This window comes from Priestia sp. 40 (assembly GCF_049368575.1).
GTDB lineage: Bacteria > Bacillota > Bacilli > Bacillales > Bacillaceae_H > Priestia > Priestia zanthoxyli.
Genome location: NZ_JBMPZA010000012.1, coordinates 123,265 through 136,287, shown reverse-complemented (window position 1 = coordinate 136,287; position 13,023 = coordinate 123,265). Strand labels below are relative to the sequence as shown.

General features: G+C 37.6%; 11 protein-coding genes and 2 other annotated features. Of the genes, 7 read left to right on the top strand and 4 right to left on the bottom strand.

All coding sequences use genetic code 11. The features are described from left to right. Window positions 1-99: 99 nt before the first annotated feature. Together ACO1DI_RS13520 and rpsN are read right to left on the bottom strand one after the other, a co-directional pair. The gene (locus ACO1DI_RS13520) at window positions 100-474 is read right to left on the bottom strand and encodes a (2Fe-2S) ferredoxin domain-containing protein (RefSeq protein WP_423145374.1); all 375 of its coding nucleotides are present in this window, start codon (window positions 472-474) and stop codon (window positions 100-102) included. Window positions 475-565: 91 nt separating this feature from the next. Beyond that, window positions 566-835 (bottom strand): 30S ribosomal protein S14, encoded by a 270-nt coding sequence (gene rpsN / locus ACO1DI_RS13515; RefSeq protein ID WP_047750950.1) that lies wholly within the window; start codon window positions 833-835, stop codon window positions 566-568. A gap of 259 nt (window positions 836-1,094) precedes the next feature. On the opposite strand from rpsN, the gene ACO1DI_RS13510 reads away from it, so the two are divergent. The 4 genes from ACO1DI_RS13510 (at window position 1,095) to thrS (ending at window position 5,959) form a co-directional block, all read left to right on the top strand. After that, window positions 1,095-1,553, top strand: coding sequence for a cell wall hydrolase (locus ACO1DI_RS13510; protein ID WP_014460063.1), 459 nt, complete (start codon window positions 1,095-1,097; stop codon window positions 1,551-1,553). A 142-nt stretch (window positions 1,554-1,695) separates the two neighbouring features. Further along, a complete protein-coding gene (locus ACO1DI_RS13505) occupies window positions 1,696-1,896 on the top strand; it encodes a hypothetical protein (protein ID WP_098626475.1) in 201 nt (66 codons plus the stop codon). Window positions 1,897-2,060: 164 nt separating this feature from the next. Further along, window positions 2,061-3,803 carry a sulfatase-like hydrolase/transferase gene (locus tag ACO1DI_RS13500; protein WP_423145373.1) on the top strand — a complete coding sequence of 581 codons (1,743 nt, stop codon included), beginning with the start codon at window positions 2,061-2,063 and terminating at the stop codon, window positions 3,801-3,803. A gap of 390 nt (window positions 3,804-4,193) precedes the next feature. Continuing rightward, window positions 4,194-4,420: a binding site (T-box leader), on the top strand. 39 nt (window positions 4,421-4,459) lie between these two features. After that, window positions 4,460-4,688 (top strand) — a binding site (T-box leader). A 53-nt stretch (window positions 4,689-4,741) separates the two neighbouring features. Continuing rightward, on the top strand, window positions 4,742-5,959 hold the full coding sequence (gene thrS, locus ACO1DI_RS13495; protein WP_116741129.1) for a threonine--tRNA ligase: 1,218 nt from the start codon (window positions 4,742-4,744) through the stop codon (window positions 5,957-5,959). Between the two features lie 171 nt (window positions 5,960-6,130). On the opposite strand, the gene ACO1DI_RS13490 is transcribed toward thrS, so the two are convergent. Further along, entirely contained in the window at window positions 6,131-6,334 is a 204-nt protein-coding gene (locus ACO1DI_RS13490) for a hypothetical protein (protein ID WP_423145372.1), read from the bottom strand. A gap of 389 nt (window positions 6,335-6,723) precedes the next feature. Between ACO1DI_RS13490 and ACO1DI_RS13485 the strand changes: the two genes are divergently transcribed. Further along, window positions 6,724-8,124 carry an amino acid permease gene (locus ACO1DI_RS13485; RefSeq protein WP_014460058.1) on the top strand — a complete coding sequence of 467 codons (1,401 nt, stop codon included), beginning with the start codon at window positions 6,724-6,726 and terminating at the stop codon, window positions 8,122-8,124. A gap of 65 nt (window positions 8,125-8,189) precedes the next feature. Here ACO1DI_RS13485 and ACO1DI_RS13480 read toward each other — a convergent pair whose 3' ends face one another. After that, window positions 8,190-9,398, bottom strand: coding sequence for an MFS transporter (locus ACO1DI_RS13480; RefSeq protein WP_014460057.1), 1,209 nt, complete (start codon window positions 9,396-9,398; stop codon window positions 8,190-8,192). 255 nt (window positions 9,399-9,653) lie between these two features. Here ACO1DI_RS13480 and ACO1DI_RS13475 point away from each other — a divergent pair, with 255 nt between their 5' ends. Both ACO1DI_RS13475 and ACO1DI_RS13470 read left to right on the top strand, forming a co-directional pair. Beyond that, a complete protein-coding gene (locus tag ACO1DI_RS13475) occupies window positions 9,654-10,115 on the top strand; it encodes a MarR family winged helix-turn-helix transcriptional regulator (protein WP_014460056.1) in 462 nt (153 codons plus the stop codon). After that, window positions 10,112-12,778, top strand: coding sequence for an MMPL family transporter (locus tag ACO1DI_RS13470; protein WP_116741121.1), 2,667 nt, complete (start codon window positions 10,112-10,114; stop codon window positions 12,776-12,778). The genes ACO1DI_RS13475 and ACO1DI_RS13470 overlap by 4 nt, the downstream gene beginning before the upstream one ends. The last annotated feature ends 245 nt before the right edge of the window (window positions 12,779-13,023 follow it).

Sequence of the window (13,023 nt, the reverse complement as noted above, 5' to 3'; positions counted from 1 at the left end):
TTAAAGGTTTAGAGGTGAAAAAAGCCGACCCGGTTGCTAGGGTCGGTTTTTTTGTTTAGATTAAGCAATAGGCGCATTAGAGAAAACAAACAGACATTTTTAATGATGTTTCTCTTTTTGTTTTGAGATACCTTTAATAGTACCTTCTGTTCGCTGGAAACCTTCTCCGCAAAAAGTATGACTTGTTTTTTGGACAAAAGGTTGATCTGTCTTTAAAGAGTTAATAAGCTCTCGTGCATCATCAGGCTTCATATCTTTATACCAAATACCGTCTGGGTAGGAAATGACGACGCATTTATCATGACATCTTCCATTACATCGAGTGCGAGTCGTATGTATGTATTCGTCCATCTCTTGATTAGCTATCTCAGTTCGAATCGCTTGTGTAACTTCTTCGGCTCCAACTCGATTGCAGCTGCTTCCATTGCAAATGAGAACGTGATGTTTCGTTGTACCTAAGTTCCATGTAGCCATGTTGATCCCTCCTATTAAAAGTAATGATTACGATTTATGACGTATACTAATTCCTTTTTTAGCAAAGAGGGCCCTTTACCTCATTAGAATTTTACCAGCTTGATTTTTTCACCCCAGGAAGCTGTCCCTTGTGAGCGAGTTCTCTAAATGCAATTCGCGAAAGCTTAAATTTACGTAAATATCCACGAGGTCTTCCCGTTACTTCACAGCGATTATGCAAGCGAGTAGAAGAAGAGTCTCTAGGAAGCTTTCGTAGTTCATTATAATTTCCTTGTTCCTTTAACTGTTTTCTTAACTCAGCATATTTTTCGACAAGTGCTTGTCGGTGCTTTTCTTTTGCTATTTTTGATTTTTTAGCCAAATAATCAATCCTTTCTTAAAGTCCTTCTTGAAAATCGTAATCATTACTATTTATATTTTTATATCATAAACCACTAAAGAATGAAATGCAACTCATATTTAATGAGTAAAGTTATATTTTTATATGCTGAAAATAGTTAAAAAAATACGATAATATACAATTTCTTTTGGAACTGGATAATTTTTTGCAATGAAAGACTCTTATCTTTCTGCTAGCATATGAACCACGTCAAGAAATAGCAAGGAGGCTTTTTATTTTTATGATAAAGAAACTAGTGATCGCTATCGCAATGCTTATCCCAAGTTTTGGTGCAGGTTACTCAGCATTCGCTGCAGCGCCCGCTCATGAACAGCACATTCAAGTAAATAAAAATGATAAAGAACTATTAGCTCGTCTTGTATCAGCTGAAGCCAAAGGAGAGCCGTACGCAGGCAAAGTAGCTGTGGCGACAGTTGTATTAAATAGAGTCGACAGCAGCAAATTCCCGGACACTGTAAAAGGCGTTATTTATCAAAAAGGTCAGTACAGCCCAGTCAGCAACGGTCAAATTAATAAACCTGCAGACAAGGGTTCAAAAAAAGCTGTAGAAGAAGCAATTAACTTCCAAGGTCAAGGAAAAGGTTCATTATTCTTCTTTAACCCTGATAAAACGGGAGATCAATGGCTGCGCCAAAAACAAGAAACAATTAAAATAGGGCATCATGTATTCGCAAAATAATGAAAAAGCTAATGGCTAGATAAGCGTAGCCATTAGCTTTTTTAGTTATGTACATAAAATAAACAGTAGAACAACCTTTGAAAATAGAATTTTATGGTAAAATAAAAGAAGTCATTCATAATTAAAAATATGAGGTGATAACTTGAAAGAGAATATGATGTTTGCTTGGATAGCTTCATGGTTAGCTCTGGTTGGTCAGCTCATTTTTTTTATGGGATTAGCGCTTTTGACAGGGGATTGGCGCTACATGATGTGGAGTTTTATGATAAGCATAATTGTAGGTATGCCTAGTATAATTGGTACCTATAAACGAAATCAGCACCTAAAAACGTACAAAAAATAAGAAATATCGTATTGAAATGAGCTATGAAAGACTTAGAGAAATCCTCCAAGTCTTTTTTTGTTTGGGTATAAAAAGACATGAACCGTACTCCGTTCTTCTAAAAAAAGTACTTTTTACATAGTTTATCAATACAGAACATTTGATAAACACGCGGAGGAGTAAACATGAAGGAGCAGCCTAATTTTTTGTTAATTATGGTGGACGAAGAACGATTTCCACCCGTATATGAAAGTAAAGAAGTAAAAAAGTGGCGAAAAAAACATTTAAAAGCACATGAATTTTTAAAACAGCATGGAATGGCCTTTACTCGTCACTACGTCGGTTCTACAGCCTGTTCACCGAGTCGAGCTACATTGTTTACAGGGCAGTACCCTTCCTTGCACGGAGTTACGCAAACGCAAGGTATCGCAAAGAAGTCACAAGATCCTGATATGTTTTGGCTGCAGCCTAATACCGTCCCAACGATGGGAGATTATTTTAAGCAGGCTGGGTATCAAACCTTTTATAAAGGAAAATGGCATATTTCTGATGAGAACATCTTAATTCCAGGAACACACAACGTTTTTTCTAGCTACCAGATGCAAACAGGAAGACCGGATCCAGAAAAAGAGCGCCTCTATCAACGGGCTAATAAGCTTGAAAAGTTTGGTTTTTCAGAGTGGATTGGTCCAGAGCCGGAAGGGAGAAACCCGCACAATTCTGGTTCATCTGCGGCCATTGGAGTGAGTGGACGAGACAAAATATATGCAGAGGAAATCATAGAGCTTATCCAACGATTAGAATATCAAAAGACTGCGCAGCCTTGGCTCATGGTAGCTTCGTTTGTGAACCCGCATGACATTGCGCTGTTCGGAGCGATTACCAAACACCTTCCTATGTTTCAGTTTTTTATTGACGAGACAATTCCGGACATCGAGCCGCCACCTACCATTAGAGAATCTTTACAAACAAAGCCTAGCGCTCAAAGCAGCTATAAATACATTTACCCAAAAGCGCTGCAGCCGACGCCAAATTCTAGTTTCTACCGGCGCTTATATTATCAGCTTCAAAAAAATGTTGATAAACAAATTTTAAAAATTCTTGGCACCATCGAACAATCTTCGTTCTATGAAAATACCATTATTATTTTTACGTCTGACCACGGTGATTTGCTTGGGGCTCACGGAGGACTACATCAAAAATGGTACAACATGTATGAAGAATCTATTCATGTGCCGTTTCTCATTCACAACAAGCATTTGTTTCCTAGCTATCAACGTACAGACCTGTTGACTAGTCACGTTGACTTGATCCCGACAATGCTTAGTTTGGCTAATATAGATGCTTCAGCTATTCAAAAGCAATTACAAAAAAGTCATACGGAAGTACATCCATTTGTTGGGCGAGACCTGTCAGGTATACTTCGAGGAGAAACGTGTGCTGAGCAAGAGGAAACAGCGATTTTCTTCATGACGGATGATGACCCGACAAAAGGACTTCACCAAACAAATTTTTTAGGAGAAAGCTACCCGTCAGTTGTTCAGCCTAATCACATTCAAGCGGTCATTGTAGAGTTTCCGTCAGCGGCAGGAAAGGAAATTTGGAAATACGCTCGCTATCATGATAATCTGCAATTTTGGTCAGCAGATGACGAAAAAGATGAATTCATTCACGGAGAGCAATATGAAGGTTACCCAGTAAGTCTTACTATCCCCAAAACAACAGGGGTTCCCGATCAAATTGAAATGTACAACTTGACCAAGGATCCGTTAGAAACAGTAAATCTGGCTCATCCGTATTTTTCGACAAATGAAACAAGGAAAATTCAGCGTCAGCTTGATGTTATTCTTAAAGAACAAATCAAGAAAAAACGGATTTTTCCGCAAAGTGGAAACATGCATAATGAGCTTCCGTCTAAAGATAGATAAAAAATAATTTCGACGGATTGAAGTCAAATATCTTTGTAAGTAGAAAAAGACATATTTAATATTTTAGTATACAAATAAAAAACCTGACGATACTTGTGCTATGTTACTTATTCTGATTTGGAGAAGTATTGGATCTTACTTCGTTTATAAAGCGTATATAAAATAAATCCGCGCTTTTAATATCTTTCTGATTCGCCTTTATTGTGTAAAAACAAGAATAAAATACAGTTTTTAATATTATAATAAAAAACTTTTTAAGTTCATGTATTCCTAAGTAACTTTTGAGAAATTTAAACATAAAGTAATCCTATAACATTAAAAAATAAAAAATTATCTCTTGACTTCTGTTAAATTTATACACTATAATCGCTTTTAACAACTAATAAACAGTATTTGGCAATGAAAAGGACATGAATTAGGTGCTGTTTTCTTCGCAGAGAATAGGGTCACTGGCTGGGAGCCCTTAAGAAATCATCTAATTTACCACCTTAGAGCTATTGCAGGGAACGTGCATAACTGAAACTGCAATCGGTAAAACCGTTATCTTTTTTGAGCGTAAAATACGTATGGGTATTTTACGGAATTAGGGTGGTACCACGACCGCATTCGTCCCTTCACCAGGGATGAGTGCGGTTTTTTATGTAGAAAAAATGAATATACGAGCAATGAGAAGGACATGAATCATTTTTTAATTTTCTTTACAGAGAGTAGGGTCACTGGCTGAGAACCCTTAGAAAACGAAATGAATTTACCACCTTGGAGCTGCGGCGGGGAATGTATATACACTGAAACCGCAACCGGTAAAACCGTTATCTTTTTAAGCGTAAAATACGTATGAGTATTTTACGGAATTAGGGTGGTACCACGGCCGCATTCGTCCCTTTACTGGGGATGAGTGCGGCTTTTTTGTTGAATAAAAACATATTGGAGGAATGAACATGTCAAAACAAATGGAAGCAGAAAAACGAAATCATCAAAAATTAGGTCAAGAACTGGAGCTGTTTATGTCGATGGAAGAAGCTCCTGGTATGCCGTTTTTCTTACCTAACGGAATGATTGTTCGAAATGAGTTAGAAAACTACTGGAAACAAAAGCATTACAAAGCAGGCTATCAGGAGATAAAAACACCAATCATGATGAAACAGGAGCTATGGGAACAATCAGGACACTGGGAGCACTATCATGAAAATATGTATTTTTCAAATGTTGACAAACAAAACTATGCGATTAAACCGATGAATTGTCCGGGAGCCATTTTATTGTTTAACAGCAAGCGAAGAAGCTACCGAGAACTTCCGATTCGATACGCAGAGCTTGGATTAGTTCATCGTCACGAGCTTTCTGGTTCTTTAAACGGATTGCTAAGAGTCCGTTCATTTACACAGGACGACGCTCATTTATTCGTAGAACTCAGTCAGATTGAAGCTGAGATTAGCCGCATTCTAGCGTTTATCCATGACTTTTACTCACATTTTGGCTTCAATTACAAAGTGGAGTTATCCACACGACCTGAAAAATTCATGGGAGATATTGAAACATGGAACCAAGCAGAAAAGTCGCTTCAATCTGTGTTAAGTGAAAAAGGCTTACACTATCAGGTGAATGAAGGAGACGGAGCTTTTTATGGGCCGAAAATCGATTTTCATATTTTAGATTCCTTAGGTCGAAGCTGGCAGTGTGGAACAGTTCAGCTTGATTTCTTAATGCCGGAGAAGTTTGAGTGTATGTATATTGGAGAAGACAATAAACCTCATCGTCCCGTAATGATTCACCGCGCTATATACGGTTCCGTTGAGCGATTTATGGCCATCTTGATTGAACATTACGAAGGCCAATTTCCTCTTTGGTTAGCTCCTGTTCAACTCAAACTATTGCCTATTGCACCGCCGCACGTGGAATATGCATATAAAGTGAAATACGAGCTGGAGTTAAAAGGGTATCGTGTTGAAGTAGATGATCGCATTGAAAAAATAGGGCTGAAAATTCGAGAAGCAGAAATGCTGAAAGTTCCTTATATGGCTGTGATAGGAGATAAAGAAGTGGAAAATGAATCCCTTGCTATGCGAAAGCACGGGAAGAAAAATATAGGAACAGTAAGTGTAGAAGAGGCAGCTGTACACTTGAATAAAGAAAAGAATTCAAACAGAGTGTATTGAAGCTATTTACCTTACTAAATAGAAAAATCCGATCTTTTAAGTCGGATAGTGATTCCCTTCATTTTGTCTCACACCAAAATGAAGGGAATATTGAACTAGAAGGGTATAAGATAATATATATCAGCAGTATAACTTTTGCCTTAGACAAACGCCGGTATTTTATAAAAAAATTTATCTTATTCCATTCGAATCGTTTATACGGGATGAAGCTGAAGCCTCACCTGATGGTTTATTCATATTTTGCTGATCTCGCTTCTTTTTAGAAGGAGAGTAAAAAAGAAATTTAAACATAAAGTATACTCCTAATGCTAGTAAAACACAGCCAATAAGTAAGTTAATCATCTTTCTCCGCCCTTCATACACTTCAGTTTTCATCATTATAACACCCGGTAAGATAAAACATTCATCATTCTCTAAATAATCTCTATGTCAGGAATTTATATTTGAAGATAGTTAGTAAAAAAGTTATCTAAAAACATATAAAATAATTTTTTAGAATATTATTTTTATTCAAACTTATTATACATAAGCACAATGATAATGTTATTATTTAGTTTATAAATCCAAAATAGAGTGATATTAAGAAATCGCTTACAAAAACTCTTGAAATATATATAATGATATTAGTATACTAATAGACAAGTTAGTAATTATTTCTATATAATTGATTCTGTATCTGAAGTAAAAATGCGCAGCCGAATGGGAAAAGACGTCATTTTCAAGTTTTTTTAAGGGATGAGTGGTAACAGAGAGGAGAGAGTGCAATGGGAAAACTATTTAAAAAGAAGTCAATCGAGCAATTATTAGAACAAAGTCAGAACAAATCTCTAGTCAAAACATTAGGAGCATTCGATTTGACCCTTCTTGGTATTGGAGCCGTAATAGGGACGGGGGTTTTAGTATTAACAGGCTTAGTAGCTGCTAACGATGCTGGGCCAGCGGTTATTTTTTCTTTTATATTGGCTTCTATTGTATGCGGATTTGCAGCGCTGTGTTATGCGGAATTTGCTTCAACTATACCTGTATCTGGTAGCGTTTACACCTATACATATGCAACAATCGGTGAAGTGGTAGCACACTTAATGGGATGGACGTTGCTTTCCGTCTATTTATTAACGATGTCAGCAGTAGCAAATGGATGGTCTTCTTATTTCAATAACTTTTTAGAAGGCTTTGGTTTTTCGCTGCCAAAAGAATTGATTACGATCCCTGCAAACGGAGGCCTAGTGAACCTTCCTGCTATTTGTATTACACTACTTATTACATGGCTGCTTTCAAAGGGAACTAAAGAAAGTAAAAAAGTGAATAACTTTATGGTGCTTGTTAAATTATTTATTATCCTTCTCTTTATTATTGTAGGAGCTTTTTATGTGAAGCCGTCTAATTGGACTCCTTTTATGCCTTATGGAATTGAAGGTGTTGTGACAGGGGGAGCGGCCGTATTTTTTGCTTTCTTAGGTTTTGATGCTTTATCTACATCAGCAGAAGAAGTAAAGAACCCGCAGCGCAATTTGCCAATTGGAATCATTAGCTCACTCGTGATCTGCACAATTATTTATGTAGCAGTATGCCTTGTTATGACAGGAGTTGTTTCTTATAAGGAACTGAATGTTCCAGAAGCAATGGCCTATGTTCTTCATTCAGTAGGACAAAATGCAGTGGCAGGAGTTATTGCTGCAGGAGCTGTCATTGGAATCATGGCTGTTATTTTCGCCTACATTTATGCAGCAACACGCATTTTATTCTCGATGAGCCGCGACGGCTTGCTGCCAAAAGCATTTGCCAAAACAAACGAGAAAACAGGAGTTCCGATTCTTTCTACTTGGCTAGTAGGGATTATCGGAGCGTTAATTTCAGGATTTATCGATCTAAAAGAACTTGCAAATTTAGCAAATATCGGAGCTCTTTTAACTTTCGGCATGGTGGGCGTCAGCATTATCATCTTACGTAAAACGCACCCAACTTTAAAACGTGGATTTACAATGCCGTTTGTCCCGGTTTTACCAATTTTATCTGTATTATCTTGTTTATTTTTAATGATTAACCTTCCTAAAACAACATGGCTGTATTTTAGCATATGGATTGTGCTTGGTATATTTGTATATATAGGTTACTCTCGTAAACACAGTCGATTAACAAGTAAAGAAATGAAAAAAGCGAGTTAAAAGCAAAAAAAGGGCCTTTCAACAGCGAAAGGCTCTTTTTTGCTTGTTGTTCAGTTGTTAGACAGTTAGGAAGATTGTTCACTATGTTTTTTGCGTGTTTCCACAATAAACAGACAAGTGCTAATAACAAAAGCCGTTCCTACAAAAATAGCGCCAACCCAAGGAAGTGAAGTAAGTCCCATATGGTTAATAATTACGCCTCCGAAAAAGGCGCCAAAAGCATTTCCCAAGTTAGCAAATGAGTGATTCGAAGTAGAAGCTAAAGCAGGTGCTTCCTGTGCTAAGTTCATAATTTTCACTTGAATGCCAGGCATTACAGCAAAAGCTGCTGCTCCCCAGAAAAACAGCGTGATAATAGCTGCTGCTGGGCTTTTAACAGTAAACGTAAAAATAGTCAGCACAATACAAAGAAAAGCAAATATACCTACAACCGAAGGCATTAGCTTCCAGTCTGCAAGCTTTCCTCCAACAACGTTTCCAAGTGTAACACCACATCCGTATAATACAAGTATCCACGTAACGCTGTGTTCACTTACTCCTGTAACGTCTTCAAGAAGCGGTGTAATGTACGTAAACACAGTAAATAAACTACCGCATCCTATTGCGCTTAAAAGAAGCATTACAAGAAGTTTTGGTTGGGTAAAAGCAGCAAACTGCTGTTTTAGACCTGTTAATTTGTCTTGACCAAGCTTTGGGATAAACAGAATAATACCGATAAATGCAATAATCCCCATAATCGTGATAGCTCCAAACGAAGCTCTCCAACCTAAGTGTTGACCAATAAATGTTCCTACAGGAACACCGATGATATTTGCAATAGTTAAACCTGCCATCATCGTTGCGACAGCACTTGCTCGCTTATGCGGTTGTACGAGCCGTGAAGCAATAACAGCGCCTACTCCAAAGAAAGTACCGTGACATAATGCCGTAACTAAACGAGCTCCCATTAAAATTCCATAGTTGGGTGCAATGATAGCAATTGCATTTCCGAGAATAAATAAAAGCATGAGTAAACAAAGCAGAAGCTTTTGAGGAAGTCGATGAGTAAAAATAGTTAAAATTGGCGCGCCGATTGCTACTCCTAAAGCATAGCCTGTAATGAGCTGACCAGCAGTCGAAATGCTAACATGAAGATCTTCTGCAACGTTAGGCAGTATCCCCATAATAACAAATTCTGTCATTCCGATAGCAAAAGCTCCAAGAGTTAACGAGATGAGAGCAATTGGAAAGGAATCTTTCTTACTGACCTGCTCATTAGCATGCATTGTATTCATGTGTGTTCACCCTTTCTGTGTATAAAATTTATATCTCCTTGAAAAGAAGTCAATTACTAATAATACTTAAGTGATTGAGCTTTGACAACCAAAAAAGCTGATGTAAGCGGTATCTTTTCGAATTCCATTTATCTTTATCATATATGAAGACAGTCAGACATAAATTTATTGACAGAATAAAGTTTAGTCCTATAAACTATTTTTAAAATTGAATAGTTTATACCTATAAACTAAATGTGCAAAGGAGGGAAAGAAGTGACGAAAAGCAAGTTATATCAAGCTGTAGAACTTTTTGAAGAAGTGCTGTTTGTAGGAACAGAAGTAATTCACAGAGAGATAAGCCATAACCTCTTCGAACATGTCTCTAGGCAGCAGTTTGATTTGTTAAATAGTTTAATGATTAAAGGTCCGTCTTCACCTGGCAGTCTTGCAGTCTTGCAAGGTGTTCATAAAAGTGCCATTTCGAATCGAATCAAAAAACTGCTCGAAAAAGGGCTTGTGGAGTGGGACACTAATGAACTAGAGAGCGATAAACGTTCTAAGCTTATTAAGATTACGGCTGAAGGCGAAAAGGTAATAAATGACGGAAATGCCGCGTGTTTTAGTATCATTGAGAATTTGTTTGATGATGTAGAAGAAGAAAAAATAGATACATTTATTGAAATTCTTACGATGGCAAAAGAAAAGTTAACTACAAAAGGGGAAAGCAAAGAATGAAATTTATTGTGAAATTTAAATGGGTGATTGCGGCCTTCATTTTAGCTTTAACAGTTATATTGATGCTAACGGCACCAAATTTAACAAAGCTCGCAAGTGAAAAAGGACAGTCTCAGCTTCCCGACGATGCCGTTTCATCTAGAGCCAGCCAAATTCTAAAAAATGCCGGAGAAGACAGTAATACCATCAGTATGGTGATTAAGCTAGATAACGCATTAGATAAAGATAGTGAGAAACAAATACAGAAAATCATTGATAAGACAGAGAAAATTAAAGGTGTAAAAGATGTCACAACGCCTTTAACAGATGATCAAGATGTTCGTAATCAATTAATGTCTAAAGACAAAAAAACCGTTTTAGTTCCGGTTACTGTCAGTGGATCGGATGAAAAAGTTGAAAAAATAGCGAATCAGATTTATGATAACGTGCCAAAAGACATTACGGCATATGTAACAGGTGCATCTCTTATTAATCAGGATTTTGCACACAGTTCAGAAGAAGGGTTAAAGAAAACCGAGTTTATTACTATCTTTTTGATTTTAGGTTTGCTTCTACTCGTTTTCCGTTCAGTAGTGACGCCGTTTATTCCTATTTTAATTGTGGGGATCACATACTTAATCAGTCAATCGTTACTAGGAATTTTAGTTAAAAATGTCGATTTTCCAATTTCAACGTTCACGCAAACGTTCTTAGTAGCTATTTTGTTTGGAATTGGTACGGATTACTGCATTCTTTTACTTAATCGTTTCCGTGAAGAATTGGCAAACGGACATGATAAAGTAGAGGCCACAATCACGGCTTATCGTACAGCAGGAAGAACGCTATTTATCAGCGGAATTGCCGTATTTATTGGGTTTGCAGCCATCGGATTTGCCAAGTTTGCCATTTTTCAATCGGCTGTCGGCGTAGCAGTGGGCGTAGGTGTACTGCTAGTCATTTTATTTACCCTGCTTCCACTCTTTATGGTTACGCTTGGAGAAAAATTATTTTGGCCGTCTAAAAAAGTGACTTCTCATAGCGACAATAAGCTGTGGGGCTTTTTAGGGAAAAAAGCAGTGGCGCGACCGTTCGTGTTTTTAGTTATTACAGCGGTTATTACCGTGCCTTTTATTGTAACTTATGACTCAAAAGTATCGTTTGATTCTACTGCTGAAATCAGCAGTGATTATAAATCTATAAAAGGACTAAACGCCATCAGTGACGCACTGGGAGAAGGAAAAGCGTTTCCTGTCAATGTTGTTATTAAAGGAGATAAGGAGTTAACAAAGGCGGATGTTATTCCTTATTTAGGAAATATAAGCAAAGCAATTGAAAAAGTGGATCACGTGGACTCTGTCATGACGATCACACAGCCTACCGGAGAAAAGATCGATGATTTATATGTTAATTCACAGCTGGGCTCTGTATCAGACGGAATCAAAGAGGCTGTTAAAGGAATCGGAGATGTACAAAAAGGATTAAGTGATATTGAAAAAGGGCTAAATCAAATAGCTGACCAAACTGGTTCCGCTTCTAAAGAATCTGGCGGGTCACTTGCACCTGCCGCAGACGGATTAGCTCAAATTAATCAACAGCTGCAGCTTGTCAGCACTCAGCTTTCTACAACAGGAAATGTGCAGCAAGCGGCCCCGCAGCTTGTTGCAATCAGTAAACAGCTTACTACCATTCAAACCGGTCTCCAACAAGCAAATGAGAATCTTTCAGCTCAGCAAGGTCAAGTTGGAACGCTATCAGACAGTATCAACCAGTTAGCAAAAGGAGTTAAAAGTGCGAATGACGGACTGACGAAGATCTCGGATGGCTTAACAAAAGCAACAGATATGCTTGATAACATGAGTGACAGCTCAACAGTTAGAGATACGGGTATTTATCTTCCAGAAGAAGTGATGAAAGATAAAGGGTTTAAACAATCCATCGATAACTATTCTTTTGCAGATGGAAAAGGAGTTAAGCTCAGCGTAGTGCTTGATCAAAATCCATATTCTGAAGAAGCCATTTCAACCGTAAAAAATATTGAAAAAGCGGTGGCAAGCGAAGTGGTTGATACGCCGTTTGAGCATACAGAAATTGTGTACGGAGGTGTATCGAGCTCAAATGCGGATTTAAAAGATTTATCTACAACGGATCTTTCACGCACAATGGTTATTATGATGATTGGACTGTTTATTGTGCTGACCATTTTATTCCGTTCAATGATCATGCCTGTATACATGATTGCTTCACTGCTGCTTACGTATTATACAGCAATGGGAATCTCAGAGCTTCTATTCGTTGATATAATGGGGAATGACGGAATCAGCTGGGCCGTGCCATTCTTTAGTTTTGTTATTTTAGTTGCCCTTGGAATTGACTACTCTATTTTCTTATTAGACCGTTTTAACGAAGAAGTAAAAAGCGGCGTAGCAGAAGGGATGGTTACGTCTATGAGTAAGATGGGATCGGTTATTATCACTGCTGCTATTATCTTAGCCGGAACGTTTGGGGCTATGATACCATCAGGTGTATTAACACTTGTTCATGTAGCAACGGTTGTTATCATTGGTCTTTTACTTTATGGCCTTGTTATTCTTCCGCTTCTTATGCCAGCGATTGTCGTGACGCTTGGAGAAGGAAACTGGTGGCCGTTTCTTCGGAAAAAAGAAAAATACAAAGTAGAAGAATAACTTGTATATGCTAGCTGTATCAAAAATCAGATACTTGTTAGGAAATAGTGATAGACGCCTGTATAGCGTTAAACATTATATAGGATAAAAATGAAGGATAGATGAGCGTCATAAGAATGCTCTATCTATCCTTTTTGTATTATTGGAAAATGTGAGTATAGTTTAAAAGCACAATCAAGCAGGTGCTGTTATAAATACACCTAGTCGAATAAAAGACCTCTCATAAGGAAAACCTATAGTCAAAA